The organism is Candidatus Contubernalis alkalaceticus, assembly GCF_022558445.1.
GTDB classification, from domain to species: domain Bacteria; phylum Bacillota; class Dethiobacteria; order SKNC01; family SKNC01; genus Contubernalis; species Contubernalis alkaliaceticus.
In genome coordinates this window covers 1,319,345-1,335,972 of sequence record NZ_CP054699.1, presented here as the reverse complement: position 1 = coordinate 1,335,972, position 16,628 = coordinate 1,319,345, and the positions used below count along the sequence as shown (strand labels likewise).

At 40.6% G+C, this 16,628-nt stretch carries 18 protein-coding genes; 2 read left to right on the top strand and 16 right to left on the bottom strand.

The features are described from left to right. Nucleotides 1-4: 4 nt before the first annotated feature. Complete coding sequence (locus HUE98_RS06530) at nt 5-667, bottom strand: CAP domain-containing protein (RefSeq protein ID WP_241423045.1); 663 nt, start codon at nt 665-667, stop codon at nt 5-7. 247 nt (nt 668-914) lie between these two features. Between HUE98_RS06530 and safA the strand changes: the two genes are divergently transcribed. Next, nucleotides 915-2,633 carry a SafA/ExsA family spore coat assembly protein gene (gene safA, locus HUE98_RS06525; RefSeq protein WP_241423044.1) on the top strand — a complete coding sequence of 573 codons (1,719 nt, stop codon included), beginning with the start codon at nt 915-917 and terminating at the stop codon, nt 2,631-2,633. 197 nt (nt 2,634-2,830) lie between these two features. Here the strand turns inward: safA and HUE98_RS06520 are convergent, their stop codons facing one another. From HUE98_RS06520 to fliM, 10 genes are all read right to left on the bottom strand, one after another. Continuing rightward, on the bottom strand, nt 2,831-3,604 hold the full coding sequence (locus HUE98_RS06520) for a CheR family methyltransferase (RefSeq protein WP_241423043.1): 774 nt from the start codon (nt 3,602-3,604) through the stop codon (nt 2,831-2,833). Between the two features lie 17 nt (nt 3,605-3,621). Beyond that, nucleotides 3,622-4,683 (bottom strand): protein-glutamate methylesterase/protein-glutamine glutaminase, encoded by a 1,062-nt coding sequence (locus HUE98_RS06515; RefSeq protein ID WP_241423042.1) that lies wholly within the window; start codon nt 4,681-4,683, stop codon nt 3,622-3,624. Between the two features lie 24 nt (nt 4,684-4,707). After that, nucleotides 4,708-5,187 carry a chemotaxis protein CheD gene (locus tag HUE98_RS06510; protein WP_241423041.1) on the bottom strand — a complete coding sequence of 160 codons (480 nt, stop codon included), beginning with the start codon at nt 5,185-5,187 and terminating at the stop codon, nt 4,708-4,710. Between the two features lie 2 nt (nt 5,188-5,189). After that, complete coding sequence (locus tag HUE98_RS06505) at nt 5,190-5,792, bottom strand: chemotaxis protein CheC (protein ID WP_241423040.1); 603 nt, start codon at nt 5,790-5,792, stop codon at nt 5,190-5,192. 17 nt (nt 5,793-5,809) lie between these two features. Beyond that, a complete protein-coding gene (locus HUE98_RS06500; RefSeq protein ID WP_241423039.1) occupies nt 5,810-6,172 on the bottom strand; it encodes a response regulator in 363 nt (120 codons plus the stop codon). A 15-nt stretch (nt 6,173-6,187) separates the two neighbouring features. Continuing rightward, on the bottom strand, nt 6,188-8,200 hold the full coding sequence (locus HUE98_RS06495; RefSeq protein WP_241423038.1) for a chemotaxis protein CheA: 2,013 nt from the start codon (nt 8,198-8,200) through the stop codon (nt 6,188-6,190). Between the two features lie 14 nt (nt 8,201-8,214). Then, the gene (locus tag HUE98_RS06490) at nt 8,215-8,724 is read right to left on the bottom strand and encodes a chemotaxis protein CheW (protein WP_241423037.1); all 510 of its coding nucleotides are present in this window, start codon (nt 8,722-8,724) and stop codon (nt 8,215-8,217) included. A gap of 25 nt (nt 8,725-8,749) precedes the next feature. After that, nucleotides 8,750-10,366, bottom strand: a complete 1,617-nt coding sequence (fliY, locus tag HUE98_RS06485; protein WP_241423036.1) for a flagellar motor switch phosphatase FliY — start codon at nt 10,364-10,366, stop codon at nt 8,750-8,752. A 118-nt stretch (nt 10,367-10,484) separates the two neighbouring features. Then, the gene (locus tag HUE98_RS06480) at nt 10,485-10,862 is read right to left on the bottom strand and encodes a FliM/FliN family flagellar motor switch protein (protein WP_241423035.1); all 378 of its coding nucleotides are present in this window, start codon (nt 10,860-10,862) and stop codon (nt 10,485-10,487) included. Beyond that, nucleotides 10,855-11,862 carry a flagellar motor switch protein FliM gene (fliM, locus tag HUE98_RS06475; protein ID WP_241423034.1) on the bottom strand — a complete coding sequence of 336 codons (1,008 nt, stop codon included), beginning with the start codon at nt 11,860-11,862 and terminating at the stop codon, nt 10,855-10,857. Before fliM ends, HUE98_RS06480 begins: the two co-directional genes overlap by 8 nt. Nucleotides 11,863-12,051: 189 nt before the next feature. Here fliM and HUE98_RS06470 point away from each other — a divergent pair, with 189 nt between their 5' ends. After that, entirely contained in the window at nt 12,052-13,821 is a 1,770-nt protein-coding gene (locus tag HUE98_RS06470) for a DUF342 domain-containing protein (protein WP_241423033.1), read from the top strand. Between the two features lie 22 nt (nt 13,822-13,843). Here HUE98_RS06470 and HUE98_RS06465 read toward each other — a convergent pair whose 3' ends face one another. The 5 genes from HUE98_RS06465 to HUE98_RS06445 are packed head-to-tail and all read right to left on the bottom strand — an operon-like array spanning nt 13,844 to nt 16,627. Next, nucleotides 13,844-14,128, bottom strand: coding sequence for a hypothetical protein (locus HUE98_RS06465; protein WP_241423032.1), 285 nt, complete (start codon nt 14,126-14,128; stop codon nt 13,844-13,846). A gap of 53 nt (nt 14,129-14,181) precedes the next feature. Beyond that, on the bottom strand, nt 14,182-14,967 hold the full coding sequence (gene flgG / locus HUE98_RS06460; protein ID WP_241423031.1) for a flagellar basal-body rod protein FlgG: 786 nt from the start codon (nt 14,965-14,967) through the stop codon (nt 14,182-14,184). A gap of 12 nt (nt 14,968-14,979) precedes the next feature. Continuing rightward, on the bottom strand, nt 14,980-15,789 hold the full coding sequence (locus tag HUE98_RS06455) for a flagellar hook-basal body protein (protein WP_241423030.1): 810 nt from the start codon (nt 15,787-15,789) through the stop codon (nt 14,980-14,982). A 38-nt stretch (nt 15,790-15,827) separates the two neighbouring features. After that, the gene (locus HUE98_RS06450; protein WP_241423029.1) at nt 15,828-16,073 is read right to left on the bottom strand and encodes a hypothetical protein; all 246 of its coding nucleotides are present in this window, start codon (nt 16,071-16,073) and stop codon (nt 15,828-15,830) included. Between the two features lie 8 nt (nt 16,074-16,081). After that, a complete protein-coding gene (locus tag HUE98_RS06445; RefSeq protein ID WP_241423028.1) occupies nt 16,082-16,627 on the bottom strand; it encodes a DUF6115 domain-containing protein in 546 nt (181 codons plus the stop codon). Nucleotide 16,628 lies beyond the last annotated feature (1 nt).

Here is a 16,628-nt window from a genome sequence, read left to right as displayed (position 1 = left end):
ATGATTATATGCCCGCAAATATGATAATATAAAAACGATGAACGATAACATCCCGGTCATATACTTCTACAACCCCCACCCCCAGATCTGTAAAACTTTCCGCCAACAGGTTGCTCTTTTGATGAGGTATTTTCATCATGCTATTTAGAACATCCCCGGCATTACTACTGCTCTTGACAAAGTTTACTGCCACGTTGGTATAATGGGCCATGCCGGCATTACTGACCATCTCCAGGGAATCACTATAACTGGGCAAAACATGGTCATAATAATCCAATTCCAGAAGGTCCAAAGCCTGAAACCTGGCCAGTTCCCTCAAACCCGGCTGGTGGGATAAAACATCTAGCCCGGCCTTTCTCCTCTCCTGATTGATCAGCATAATCACAGCCTGCTCCTCCTGAAGATTGTAACTTGACTCCACCGCCGAACCGTTTATTTCCTCTTCCCCAATCTCCTGACTAAAAGGCATGGACCATCCACCGGTACCGCTGTTGGTAAAAAGGATAATAACTCCTATCAGAACAACGGCAGATATAATGGCTGCATAATTTAAAATTTTTTCTTGTTTAATTTCCTTTTGACTTTTTTCCAGCTTATTTCTATTTCTAAAATATATCAAAATAACGACTACAATAAAAATGGTTAAAAAGAAATCTATTGGTATCACCTTTTTCTACTTTTTTTTAATAATGAAATTGCTACGTAGTTCTTTTAACGATTTTTAATTTCCTTATATAATGCTAAATACTAATTCCATTCTCTAATTTTTTAAACCTTTTATGTACATTATAGCATATTTAATATGTACAAATAGGGCTTTCTTAGTGCCTTTGTGGAATAGTTTTTATACTGTCACATTTTTTTCTGTACAGCATATTATGGAAAGAAAATAAATAAACAAGGAGGGAAGTAGTATGCATACAGCATTAGACGTAAAAAAACGTTTACTAAAAGTAGATAAGGTAATCGGTGAAACCACCGTTACTAAAGTATTTGAAAGTACTGTCACCTTACCCATCAAAGCTATCAAGATATTTGATGTAGTGGCCAGCCTGAGTAATGTCAGGGGAGAGGTACGGGAAGGTGGGGTACTGGTCACCGGTCTAATCAAAAAACAGCTGTTTATCGTCGATGAGGGTGACCTGGTCAGACATGTGCCGGAAGAAATTCCTTTCAGACAGTTTATTGAAGTACCCGGTGCAAAACCTAACCTGAAAGTTCAAATTAAAGCCACCATCGTTGACATACAAACACACTTGACGGATAAAGGAAAAAAAGTCCGACAGGAAGTTATCATAGAAATATTTGTAAAAGTTACTGAAACAGAACAATTGATGGTAGTCACCGACGTTAAAGGCGGCCCCAAAGACCTGAAAGTTGAGAAAAAGCTGTTAAAGGTTGAAAGTGTAATTGGTGAAGACAGAGTCTCAGAAGTAATTAAAAATACTGTAGAACTGCCGATTACCGCCAAAAAGATTTTTCAAATTGTTTCAGAAGTAAGGGATGTTAAAACAGAAATTAAACGTGATATTGTGATAGTTCGGGGCATAGTCCATAAACAAATCTTCCTGGTGGATGAAGGAGATCTAGTAAGGCACGTTGCTGAAGATGTACCCTTTAGCGTTGCTGTGAACATTCCCGGAGCCCGGGATGGCTTAAATGTGCAGGTGGATGTCAATGCTATTGTGGATGACTTTGAACTTATTAGACCTCCCAGCAAAAAACTTCGGCAGAATATTATTCTGGATATCTTCGTAAAAGTTACCGAAACTCTTCAAATTGAAGTAGTTACTAACGTTACCGGCACCGGTATTATCGTAGACAGAAAACTGCTTAAAGTTGAACAGGTAGTTGCAGACGTTATCCAAACTACCACGGTTGAAGCAGAAGTAGAATTGCCGATGAAAGCCGAGAAGATATTCCGTATCATGGCTGAAATTGTTAACATTCAAACGGAAATCGTTAACGGCAAAGTAATTATCAGAGCTGTTCTCCATAAGCAGATATTCTTTGTAGATATGGGCGGCCTGCTGAGACATGTCAGAGAGGATGTACCCTTCCAAATTGTTGCCAACGTACCTCCCGCTGTCCCAGACATGAATGTACAGGTAAGATTAAGAATTGTAGGAGATATTGATTTCGAAATTATTAAAGGGAAAAAGGTCCTGCAAACAGCTGTAATTGAAGCCTTTATTAAAATTACAGAAACAGAACAGCTGAAGGTTGTGATTGACGTTAGAGCTGAAAAACCTTTTCCGCCCAAGCCGCCGAAACCGCCAATACCACCTAAGCCACCCTTTCCACCCAGACCTACTACGAGATTTGTAATCGTTCAAAAAGGTGATACCCTGTTTAAAATTGCCCAACGGGAGGGAGTCTCTCTGGATGCTTTAATCAGGGCAAATCCCCAGATTAAGGACCCCAACCTGATTTTCCCAGGACAAAAGGTATTTATCCCAACTAAGCCGAAACCACCTACGAAATTTGTAATCGTTCAAAAGGGCGATACTCTATTTAAAATTGCCCAACGGGAGGGAGTTTCTCTGGATGCTTTAATCAGAGCAAATCCTCAGATTAAGGACCCCAATCTGATTTTCCCAGGACAAAAGGTATTCATCCCAACAAAATGGTAGAATAATTTTAGGGAGCCGGCTTGCCGGCTCCCTAAATTATTCTTTTGAATCCCTGTGAAAAACCATTAACTCAAGAGGCACCCTTTGCATTCGGTTAAAAATTGGCTGTCTTGCAATGAAATAATTCATATGCCCTCCCTAAACATTCTTCCGGGCTTTGCTTCCATTTTTTGTCTTACCTTAAAGAGGAACTATACTTAAACTTTTTCATATATGGAAAAAGCTTTTTTTCTAAATCCAAAATCCTCTGTCTGTGTAACAAATTCAGAAGTGCCTAAAATGAAGTAACCACCTTGCTTAAGTGATTTTGAAAATTTGTGCAGAAGTGCGTTTTGGGTTTCGGGAGTAAAATATATGAATACATTTCGACAGAGGATTAAATTATACCCCTGGGGATATGGGTCGCTTAACAAGTTATGCTGCTTAAAATGAATGTTTTCCTTAATCCGCTTTTTTATTCGGTACTCTTCCCCCTCTGCCTCAAAATATTTAGACTTAAGATTCTCAGAAATATTCTTCAAAACATTGGCTTTATACCTGCCGGCTTCAGCCGTCTGCAAAATATTTTCATCAAAATCCGTGGCATCAATACGGAAGGAACGAGCCTTTGCCTCATGCAATAAAATGGCTAAAGAATAAGGCTCAGCGCCTATAGAACAGCCGGCACTCCATATCTTTAGTGAACCGTTTTTTTTCGATAGGTTTGGAAGAATATTGTCTCTCAAATTATTATACATTTTAATATCCCGAAAAAATTCCGAAGTGTTTATAGTCAAATAATCTCGGAATCGTTTCAACACAGCCTTATCTTTAGATAATACAATATAAAAGTCAGAAAAGCGGGAAACCCCATGCTTTGTCATAAACTGCGTTATGCGCCTTTTTACCTGTCGTTCTTTATACTGGTTTAAGTCCAAACCAATTTTATTATAGAGATTTTCTTTGAATTTTTCATAATCAGAATCTATCAACACGGCCCCCCCTTAGGTTAGCTCTTAAGTCCTACCATTCTTATTAAGGCTTTTGGTATATCCTCAAGCGGCAGAACATAGTCTGCCGCCCCCAATTCCACCACTGCCCTGGGCATTCTATATATTACTGAGGTCGCCTCATCTTGAACCACGGTCCTGCCGCCTTTCTCTTTTATGTTAACCATAGCTTCAGCACCGTCTTTTCCCATTCCTGTTAAGATAACCCCAATCATGATGTCACCATACACCTGTACTGCAGAATCAATCATGACATTGGCAGAAGGACGGACATGCTCTACCGGAGGATCCTGATTCAAATTCACAAAACCATCCCGGGTAACTACCATATGATACCCACCAGGAGCTATATAAGCAGTTCCAGCCATAAGCTTATCCCCCCTGTCCCCCTCCTTTACCTGGATATCACAAATTTTATCTAACCGCTGGGCCAAAGCATTGGTAAAACCCGGAGGCATATGCTGCGTAATGATTAAGGGAGCAGGAAAGTCTCCCGGCAAATTTATAAGAACATGTTCTAAGGCTTTGGGCCCTCCCGTGGAGGAACCAATAGCTACCACATTTTTAAAACCCTCCCGGGACTTGAACCGGGGAGAAACAGAAGGAACGGCAAACAAATCCCTTTTTTGCCGTTGATCATCTCTAGGGGATATTTTTAAATTCTTAGCCCGAGCCGCCAGCCGTGCCCTGTGAAGAAGTTCCTCCCCGACAGTTTTTAAATCTTTACTCAGATACCCGGGCTTTGGTATAAAGTCTACAGCCCCTAAGGAAAGGGCCTCAATGGTAATTTCACTTCCCCTGCGGGTGTGGCTGCTTAACATGATTACCGGTACCGGATTATCCTGCATAATGACTTTAAGTACTTCAATTCCGTTCATGCGGGGCATTTCCACATCTAAAGTTATTAAGTCAGGTTTAAATCTTTTTATTTTTTTCAAAGCGTCTTCCCCGTCCCTGGCCGTGGCTACCACCTGAAACTCATCACTTGAACCAAATATATCGGAAACGATTTTACGCATTAAGGCAGTGTCGTCAACTACCAGCACCTTTATCTGCTCCATATGTCCTAAGGTCCTCCTCAAATGTTATAGCTCTACTTCTTTCTGTCCTACTTTTGTAATCAGAACCTGTCCACTATCTGCCAAAAGTTTCATAGTTCTACCGGAATTACCCCCCACATCTTGAGAAAGGAGGGGTATCTTCACCAGGGCCAGGGTTTCTATAACAGCTTTAATATTTTTTTCGCCAATGCTTTCACCATTAAACTTATATTTAAAAAGTTCACTGCCACCAGCTATTTTAGCTCTAATTCTTTCCTTCCTGGCTCCCAACTTGATCATTTCCGTAAGCATGAGAGGAACAGCTGTATCAGCGAACTTTGCCAGGTTATCCCGATTGCTGAACAAAGTACTGTTAGAAAGAATTATATGAGATAATCCAGCCACCTTCACTAAAGGATCATAAAGAGCTATGCCCACACAGGACCCCAAACCGATAGTAACCAAAATACCTTCTTTTTTTAATACTGCTAAATCTGCAATTTTTACACGAACGACATTTTCCATAACTAGGCACCCTTCAACAGCATATTGTAAATAACCTCAAAAGCATCCTTTTCTGGAATTATTGTTAAGAACCCCTGAATATTTGTTTTCTCCGTAACAAAAGAAGTTTTAATCAAAACAATAAAATCCTCCACCACCTGACTCTCCGCCAGGATTGTACCCAATATAGCTTCAGTCATATCCACAGCCACTCCCGGAGGTTCGGGGACTAAGGTCATATCCATCAAAAAAGATAGAGCATTTAAATACCCCGCTGTCAAAATATTCCCAACTTCTGCCACTGCCGAAAGGCCAAATTCATCCAACCCTTCAGCCATGCCCTCTGTAACCGTAAATGCTAAATTTTCGGCACTATCCAAAGGAACTATAAAAATCATATAAAGCCCAATATCTCCCCCAACCTTAACATAAATTCCAGTTACTTGCTTTTCAGGCCCGCCCATGCAATCAGGAAGCTCACTTAAGGGGACCACTGACACTTCCGGGACAAACATATTCACTCTTTCTTCCTTTAACATGGCCGATAGAGATGAGGTTGCATTACCCATACCAATATTTCCCAATTCTTTTAATAAATCTAATTGTTGGCTGTTTATATTTTTCATTTTGACATCACCCCATATTATCCTAAAACTTTTTTAACTGCATCAAGTATCCGGTCGGGTTGGAAGGGTTTAACTATAAAATCTTTTGCCCCGGAACTGAGGGCTTCTATTACTAACGATTTTTGTCCCATGGCGCTACAGACGATGATTTTTGCCTTAGCGTCATAACTCATAATTTCTTTAATGGCAGAAATACCGTCCATGTTGGGCATGGTGATATCCATAGTAACCAGGTCAGGCTGTTCTGTTTTATATTTCTCTACTGCCTGCAGTCCGTCTTCTGCTTCTCCTGCAATTTCATATCCATTTTTTTGTAAAATATTTTTTAAAGTCATGCGCATGAATGCCGTGTCATCTGTTATCAAAATTTTATTAGCCAAGTATATAACCTCCTTTTAAATCAGGGTTGAGATATTAAGTATGAATGCCACCTTGCCGTTACCCAGAACTGTTGCTCCTGCCACACCCTTAATCTCTCCTAAAATCCTGCTTAATGACTTAATTACTATCTCCTGCTGCTCTAAAAGATCATCAACAATAAGTCCTGCCTTCTTGTCTCCAGCTGTTACGATAACTACAGGAATTTCTTCTGGCCTCTTACAGGTCAAGCCCCGCAGCTGCTCCTGGAGGGAAACCAGGGGCAAAACCTCCTTACGAAGAGAAATAACCTCCTGTTTTTGTATAGTTTTTATTTCTTTTTCAGTAATATAGAGGCTTTCATTAATTGTTTCAATGGGTATAGCATAAATATCTCCAGCAGCTTTTACCAGGAGGGCTCTGATAATGGCCAGAGTCAAAGGCATACGGATCGTAAAGCTGGTGCCCTGTCCTGGCTTTGCCTGCACATCAATAAGTCCACTTAAGCTTTCTACTATTTTACTGACAGCATCCATACCTACCCCCCGGCCGGATACATCTGTAACTTCTTTTACTGTACTGAATCCGTTTTTAAAGATAAGCTTATATGCATCTTCCTTTTTATAATGTTCTGCCTCTTCACTGGAAATAATTCCTTTAGCTACAGCAATACTTATAAGCTTTTTCTCATCTAATCCACTTCCATCATCAGAAACTTGAATAGCCACATAACTACCTTCGTGACGGGCTTCTAGTTTTACTAAACCCTCTTTCGGCTTACCTGCTTTTTGCCTCTCCTCCTCAGACTCTATTCCATGATCTACAGCATTGCGCAGCAGATGAACCAGAGGATCGCCAATTTGATTCACAATTGATCTATCCAGCTCAGTTTCTTCACCGCTTATCTCAAACCTTATCTTCTTTCCCCTCTCAAGGCTTAAATCCCTTATCATGCGGGGAAAGCGGTCGAAAACCTGCTTAACTGGTACCATCCTCAGTTTCATTACAGCACTCTGCAGGTCTGTGGTGATTCGATTTAAATGTTCTGCAGCCCCTATTATTTCTCCATTTTCATTCCTTTTTGCTACATCCACAATGCGAGTCCTGTTTATTACCAGCTCTCCTACTAGATTGATCAATTGGTCTAATTTTTCTGTCTCCACCCGGATTGTTTTCTCAGAGCGCTTGGTAGACTGTATTTTGGGCTGCTGCTCCAACAAAGAAGCCTTGACATTATCGGAAGAAGTATTGATTTTTTCTAACTGTTCAACGGGAACATCAGCGGGCGGAGAATCTGAATCCACTGAGTTAACAACTTCTTCCGTGTATTCTTCTATCTCTACCTTTTCAATCTCCAATATGTTGAGAAGTTCTGCCTTTATTACTGCAGCATCAGTACTGCTTTGACAAAGAACAAAGAAATCTTTATCAAAGTTATCATCTTCCAAATCCGTAACCGGAGGTTTTACCTTTAAAACCACCCCATTGTTTTCTAAAACCTTGATTACCATATATGCTCTGACGGATTTAAGAAGACAATCTTCCGTAAGAGATACAGCTATGTAGTATATTTTATCCTCTTTACCTCTAACCTCTTTTACAATTTCTTTTTCAAATTCATCCAAACGAAGTGAAAAATTTTCCTTAATTGAGGAAACCTCCTCTTCCTCTTCGCCTTCAACTAATCTCCTTAACCCTTCTAATAAATCGGAGGTGTCTACCGGGGGAAGCTCCGGGTTTTCCACCCGATTAGACAACCCTTCCAAGGCATCTAAAGATTTAAACAGGATATCAGCAAACTCCTTGCTTAAATTTATAGTCCCTTCCCTAAGTAGATTCAAAGCATTTTCCATCTCATGGGTAAGCCCTGCTATATCGTCATACCCCATGGTAGCCGACATACCTTTTAAGCTGTGAGCAGACCGAAAAATCTCCTGAATCAGTTCATTATTTTCCGGTTCATTTTCCAATTTTAAAAGGGCATCGTTCAGGGATTGAAGGTGCTCCTGAGCTTCTGCCAGGTAAATATCTTTATATTCACTAAAATCCATACGCCCACTCTCCCTTACACTTGCTGTGTCACAACTTGTTTTTTAATATCTTCAATAATAATTTGATCTAATGGAACTCTTTCCTGGGAAGAAATTATCTTCTCAGGTTTTAAAATTATAATCAAGCGTTCTGCTATTTTGCCGATACCCTGAATAAAATCGATGATACAACCGGACACACTGCTGGGAGGTGGTTCGATTTGCTCTCCAGTTAAGTGCAGCACTTCAGAAACTTGATCAACAATCAAGCCTATGAGGTCTTCTCTTATTTCCACAATTATTATCCTAGTATGACTGTCCTGTTCTCCTGAATCAAGGCCAAAACGCTTTCTCAGATCAATGACAGGGATTACCTCACCCCTTAAATTAATTACTCCTTCAATAAACTGGGAGGTTTGAGGCAGAGGAGTAATATCTGTGTACTTGAGTACCTCCCGGAGCTGTTGAATATCAATAGCAAACTCTTCATCCTCCAGACAGAAAGCTACCACTTGTATTTCCCTGCTGATTCCTTCATCAGCCATCTTTTCTCACCTCTTTAATATTATCTTAATGCTGCTTAGTAATGATTTCCCGCAGCCGTATACCATAGAAATCGCTAACCGCTACAATGTCTGCCCGAGCTATCAGCTTACCATTGGCATAAATATCAATAGGTTCCCCAGCATAACTATCAAACTCCATCACGGAGCCTTTGCCCAGCTTTAATATCTCCCTCAAAGGAACTTTTACCTTACCAACAATCCCTTGAAGTTCAATGGTAATATCTTTAACTAACTCTAACCCTTCCATTTCCAACGGACTGTAAATATTACCTACATCAGAGGGATATGACGTTACAATTGAATCCTCCCCGGATGATTCTTCTTTTTCTCCTTCTACCCCTAAAACCTCCTTTTCCCTTTCTGACTCCTTTGAAGGAGACATCTCTTCCCCATTCTTATAGCCCCCTAAAAGGTATGAAGTCATATCTTTTGCAAAATCCAAGGGTATTAACTGGAGTATTTCACTATCTATTAAACCCTCAACTTCAATTTTAAAGGCAATCTGAATAAGCCCTTCCTCTATATCAAAGATGCCTCCTTCTCTATCTGTGCTTGTATCTATTTCTTTATACTCCAGTCGGGGAGGTGAAATGTTAATCATTCTGTTAAATAGATCAGACATGGCTGTAGCTGAAGCCCCCATCATTTGGTTCATAGCCTCGCTGACGGCACTGATACTTATTTCATCTATCTCCCCTTTTCCATCAGGCTCCTGCATCATCATCAACTGAGCAATTATGACAGCATCTTGGGCATTAATAATTAACACATTTTTTCCTATAAGCCCTTCTGAGTAAGATACTTCCACAATAACACAAGGTGCCGGGTATCTGTGTTTTATATCTTCTACGCTTGTATAGCTAAGCTTTGGAGCAGTAATATTAATCCGCCGGGATACCAGCTGAGATAAAGTGGTAGCAGAAGAACCCAAAGAAATGTTGCCGATTTCCTTAAGGGTTTCCTTTTCCATATCATTAAAGTTATCTAGAGGATTGTCAATAGAAGGCTGTGACTTTTCTTCTGGCTCTGGAAACATATCTCCCAAAAGGCAAGAAGCCATCTCAGAGGCCAACTTTAACGACCAAAACTGCACCAGACGCCCCTCGGGTAAACCCTCCACTACCATCTGAAAAGTTACCTGGAGAACTGCCCCCTCTTCCCCTATCAATTCCTGAAAATCCTCCTGGGTTAAAAGTCTATGCTCCACCTGAGGAGAAACAAGGCCTACATTACGGTTTAGCATTTCTGACATGGCCGTAGCCCCAGCCCCCAAAACCTGATTTAGAGCTTCGGTTAGAGCACTTAAATGCATCTCCGACAATTCTGATTCCAAAGATGACTCCTGCATCATCATAATTTGTCCAATAAACACCGCATAGTCCCTGGGAAAAATAATAAGACTCTTTCCTGAAAGACCATCGCTATACCCCATCTTAACCAAAACATCAGAAACAGCAAAAAAAGAAGACAGCTCCCCTGCTTCAACAACCTGCAGGGAAGGCATAGTAATATTGGCACTACGCCCCAATAATTGAGATAGGGCAGTACCCCCTGCCCCAAAAGCAATATTGCTCAGTTCCTTTAACGCTTCCTGCTGCATATCTTCTAAAGAAATACTCATATACCTTTCCTACCTTTCCTAATAAAGGTATTTTCGACATTATTTTCTCATTCCCTGCTGCAATGTACTACAAATTTCACAATATTTCTCCCTAAAATTAAAATAAGCCCTTATGGGCTTATTTTAATTTTTGAATTCTATCTTCCGGTGTTAGAATGTGTTTAATACGAAGTCCAAAGCTCTCATCTACCACTACAATTTCACCCCGGGCCACAATTTTATCGTTAATACAAAAATCCACCAGCTCTGAAATATTTTTCTCAGTCTCTACAATCTTCCCCAACTGCAGCTCCAAAAGCTCCGATAGGCTTCTCCGAGTCTTTGCCAGAACCACTCTTCCTTTCACGGGAATCTCTAAAATTAGATCCAGCTTCCTCTGATCTAATGTTGTATTATGATGATAATCTGAAGAGGAAGGAGCAGCTTTCACTTCTGCTTCTTTTAAGCCTTCCTTCAACAATGCATCAATTTCTTCCTGACCTAAAAAATCATCCACCAGATTTCCCCCCCTGTGACCTGACATCATTAATTACACACCCCATTTTCTCCCCAATAACTCCCAGGCTGGCTTTAAAAACAGGTTCTTTTTCTATATATAAGTCTACCGGTTCATTTATCCTTCGATCTAACCGGATAACATCACCTTTTTCAAAGTTTAAAAAGTCTTGGACTGTAATGGTTGCCTTTCCCAGCAGCGCCACCATTTCCACCTCTGCCTCTTTCAGCTTTTTTGAAACTCTTTCTTCATCTTGAGAAGACTTTTCCCGAAATTTAGACTTGCCGGAAAACCAGGATTGAGCCGAGAGCTTGGTTAAAACTTTTTCCAAAGTTAAATAGGGAAAACAGATATTTAGAAAACCATCAATGCTGCCAATATCTGTGGAGAAGGTCAGCAAAACTACAGTTTCATTGGAGGCAACCATCTGATTAAACTGAGGGTTGACATCCAAACCCTCAATTTCAGGAGAAATAGGCGTAATATCTTTCCATGCATAGCTTAGATTATCTAAAATCTTGCTGTTAACCCTTTTCATGACACTTAATTCTATTTCCGTAAGTTCCCTTGCTTTTTTTAAAACATTTCCTTCACCACCAAAGAGTATATCAATGATAGGAAACATAAAGTAAGGATTAGTTTCCAACATGGCACTGCCCATTCGGTCGGAAAGACGAAAAACAGTCATTAATGTGGGTAAGGGAAGGTTGAATATAAACTCCTCATAACTAACCTGTCCGATAGATACTAGTTTTATCATCACAGGCAGCCGCAGATAAGCGGAAAGAAAATTGGATATAACCCGGGCAAAATTTTCATGTACTATTTTTAATGTCCTGATATGTTCTTTAGAAAACTTGTTAGGCTTACGAAAGTCATAAAGTACTGCATCTCCTGGTTGAACTTCTACTTTTGTGGTTTGGTCATCTGGCAGATCTCCGGTATGCAGGGCACTAATTAAAGAATCTATTTCTGATTGAGACAGAATGTCTTTATCCAACTTCTTTTAACCTCCTTCCTTAAAAAATATATATTCGACAATTCTCGTTTCTTTCCTGTAAAAATAATAACATCTTTTAGGCAAATGCTATTATTTTGGAGAAAATAGAGGATAATTCATAACCTAAAGCGAATCTACCAACAACCGTTTACGATTTTTTTCATCCCACATATAAAGGAGTAAGATAATATGGAAGGTGAAAATGGCACCATAAAAATAGTTGACCAAAAAGTAATAGTTTCGCCTCCCCAAGGCCAGGGACAGCACCCTCAGATAATGCCCGCTGATGGCTTAATTATACTGGTTAATAACCAAGAGATTAACTCCCCCACTCCTGTTACCACGGAGGATGAAATAATTATTACTGATAGGGAAGAAATCTTGGAAAACGGAAAAATAACGGTAGAAATTAGCCCTGATGGCTTAACAGCTATACTCCATCTTAAACCTGTTCTAAAAGCCCGCTTTTATGCCCGGGATTCAAAAGAAGAATTTATCCTAAAACCTGCAGCAGAACGGACCATTATAAAAGAACCTGCTGCAGATTTAGATACTGTAAAAAGCCTGCTGAAAGAAAACCAAATTATCTATGGCATAGATGAAGATGTTTTAAGAAAAGCCATTTTCTCCATGAACGCAGAAGGGATAATAATTGCCCAGGGGGTACCCCCAATTAATGGCAAAGATGCTAAAATACAATTTTTCTTCACAGAAAATAGCGCCGTTACCTTCGATGAAGAATCTCTTAATAACATAGACTACCGGGAAAAAGGCGATATCTTCTCTGTAGAAAAAGATTTTCTCCTTGCTGAAAAGATTCCAGCAAAGGAAGGAACACCCGGAATGTCGGTCACCGGCAAAGAGATCCCTTTCCTGCCACCTAAAGATTTTAAGTTTTTAGCCGCCTCAAACATTTACCTGGATGAAGACCAGCTTAAGGTTTATGCCAAAGATATAGGAAGGCCTCGAGTAGAAAAAGGGCCGGGTTATTATAAGATTAAAGTACTGCCCCTTTATATAGTGCAGGAGGATGTCGCTTTAAGTTCCGGTCATGTCCGCTTCCGTGGAGATGTTCAGATAAACGGCAAGGTTCAGGAATCCATGGAAGTGCTGGCAGGAGGGAGTCTGCAAATTTATGGTGGTGTTAACGGGGCAAATATCCGAGCCGGCGGATCTATTACTATTTTTAAAAATGTAATTAACAGCAGAATAGAAGCTGGAGCCAAACAATCCTTTGTCTTAAAAGTTTCTCCTTACCTCCTGGAATTTGAAAAAGCCTTGTTAAACATATTAAAATCTTATAAACAAATCATCACCAGGCCTGAATTTAAAAAAGCCCGATTTGGCTTTATTTTAGACCTGTTGGTAGAAAAAAAATTTACCACGTTTCCAAAACAGCTTAAAGAACTACATGAAATGTTAAAAATTGAATTAAAAGGTGACTTCCCCGAAGAAATGGTGCAGTCTGTTAAACTCTTAAATAAAACCATTGGGGATTTCAATCCCCTACCGTACCAGGAATTAACAAAAACTGTAGAACTACTGCAAATAACAAGAGCATTAAAAGAACTTTTTCAAGAACAACCCCAGGAAAAAAGCAGTATTACTATTATTTACGCGTTAAATTCCATTTTAGAAGCCAGCGGCAGCATCACCGTAGAAGGGCAGGGCTGCTATCACACTGACATTATTTCCCAAGACACCGTTGAAGTTAAGGGAGTGATTAGAGGGGGGACAATTACAGCAAAAAATGATGTTCGAATTAATAAGATTGGTTCTGATGCTGCCATTGAAACTACGGTTATAATCCCCGAAAATAAAACAGTTTACATGAATAAAGTCTTTGAAAATACCATTGTTCAAGCAGGAAAATCCTCCTACAAGTTCACCTCCCCCAAGAGCAGGGTAAAGGTTTTCTTTGACAAGATAAGTTCCACCGCAAAGGTAGACAATTTTTAAGTGATGGTTCTATTGTTTTGTTTTATTTCTTTAATTGATTGTAAATTTCAACAGCCAGGGGAGAAGCAGGTGATTTGGCTGCTTCCGTTGATATTTGCCACAGCATATGCTCCCACCACATGTCTTCCTCGGGGCACTTTTCGGTTAAGACTGCCTTAGATATGCTGCTTAACATTTTTTCATAAAGGATAGCCGCAAACTCCTGGCTTACTTTTTTTAGCTCTTTATCCTCACTGGTACTGTCGCTGCTTTTATTTGTGTCTGCCACCTGCAGCAAATTTGCATTCATCATATTATCTACAATCACCGGATCAGCCCCTCTCTTTATTGCTGATATTTTATAGCCCCAAAAAATCCTCTCTATCTGCGGAGTTGATTCGCCATTCCCCACATCTCATCTGCAGTCAGGATAGAACGGGAGCTCACCTCAAAAGCCCTCTGGGCCATGATAAGTCGGGTCATTTCCTCTATAAGACTAACATTTGAACTTTCTAGATGCTGCTGCCGGATAAAACCAAAACCCTCTTCTCCTGGAAATCCAGCTTCCGGTTCCCCGGAGTTGCCTGTGGCTGCCCAAAGGTTATCACCCTGTGCTTCTAAACCGGCAGGGTTATTAAAGCGATATACTACTACCCGGCCTTCTTCGATTATTTCCCCCTGGTCGTCCATAACCATTATATGACCTTTTTCATCTACTATAAAAGTAGTTCCTTCTATCCCCCGCAAATTCTCCGGCAGCAGTTCTACCAGATAACCTTGAGCAGTTACCAGATTGCCTGCCCCGTCCCTATAAAAGTTTCCATTTCTAGTAAATGCTTCACTGCCGTCAGGAAGCCTTACCCGAAAAAAACCGTCTCCATCTATAGCAAAATCCAGATCACTCCTGGTTTCTCTAATTATTCCCTGAGCGAAAGAGGTTCTGGTAGCCGAGACTTTTACCCCCGTTCCAACAAATAACCCTGTATGTTCCCCAGGTATAACCGGTTTGCCCGGGCCCAGTATATTTTTATAATACAAATCCTGAAAGGTTGCATCCTTCTTCTTAAAGCCTTCTGTATTTACGTTAGCAATATTGTTGGCAATGGTGTCTATTTTAAGTGACTGGGCTAACAGCCCTGATGCACCGCTCCACAAATTATATATCATAGCCATCCTCCTTTACCTTAGATTGCCTACCTCATTAACACTCTTCCCCAGCATTTCATCCTGAGCCTGCAGTGCCTTCTGATTTGCTTCGTAGGTACGCAGTCCGGCAATTACATTTATCATTTCTGTAAGAACGTTAACATTGGACTGCTCCAACACCCCCTGCCTGACTTCCGCCAATCCCTGCGGCATTGGGTTTACTTCCACAGCCTCAAAAAGGTTCTGTCCCCGTTTTTCCAAACCCTGCAGGTCTTCCAGGGCAAAAACAGCAATTGCCAGCTGACCGGCTTCCTCCACCCCCTGTTCATCCTCCAACCAGATTATACCGGCAGCATCTATATACACCTTGTCCGTATTTATCTGCAGAGGCTCATTGTCAATCCCTAAAACATAGTAACCATCGCTGGTAACCAGAAAACCTTCCCTGTCTAAAGAAAAACTGCCGTCTCGAGTATACCTTAACCCTTGGGGAGCTGCCACCATAAAGAATGCAGTCCCTTCTGCCTGCCCGGCTTCACCTTCAACAGGATAAAAACCGTTTCCAACAATGGCCAAATCAAAAGATCTTCCTGTTTCCTCCAAAGACCCCGATAAGTGGCGGGTAATAATATCACTTAACAAAGCCCCTTGTCCACTGACCCCTATAACTGCTGCGTGACCTTTTTCTGTCCTTAAGGTTAGAAGCTCCGGAAAACTGTGCACCAAAGCAATATCCTCTTTATACCCCACTGTATTGCTATTTGCCAGGTTATTTGATAATATTTCCTGCTTCTTTAACTCCACAGCCATGCCTCTGGCTGCTGTATAAATGCCTCTTATCATTTTTGTCTCACCTCCCATTAGAGATTACTAAGATTATATCAGTTCTCCCCTGTTTCTTCCAATGGAATATCTGTAACCTCATCTTCTGTAAAATGATTTTTGTCCTTTGTCTCCAATTTTTCTCCTTCATTGAGGATTAAAATCTCATGGGGATAGACCATTCCCATGCTTCGGGCTTCATCTTCTATTTGACCAGGATTCATCCTGCCGGGTGGGAAAATCAGCAGCAAGAGAGAAGCCAACACCAGACCCAAGCCAAAACCAAAAAGCACCCTGATATCCAATTTACTGTTTATTTTCTTAAACCAAGTATTAATTCAACTTCCCCCTTCCCCAGCCCTACCTGTTTTGCTATTTCCGCCAAAGGAATCTTCTGGTCATAAAGCAGATATACATCGTTATGGAGCCTGGCCCTATCCAGGGCATCCTCATTTAAAGAAATAACTTCATTTTTCTGTTTTTCCAACTTGCCCTGGGCCCTTTTTTCTGCTTTTTTTACCTCTACCCTCTCTTCAACAGGTTGGCTGTCCAATTTTTTTTCCACCCGCATCATCATATGGGACACCAATTCCCTTTGAATGGCCAACTCAGAAAGCTGTACTTCAACTTTTTCCTTTAATTCGTATAAAAGTTTTCCCTCCACTGCTTCCTCTGAACCTGATATATAATCCTGAAAAGCTAATTGCACAACCTTGTCCTCCTGGCTCATAAACTTTTCCTCTGAGGACACCGGGGCAGACATAGGCTTGTTCTCTTTGTTAGTAGAGTGATCCTTTGCCAAATGAAACAGTGAATATATTATAATTGCCAGACCGAAAAATAAAATTATATAGACCATT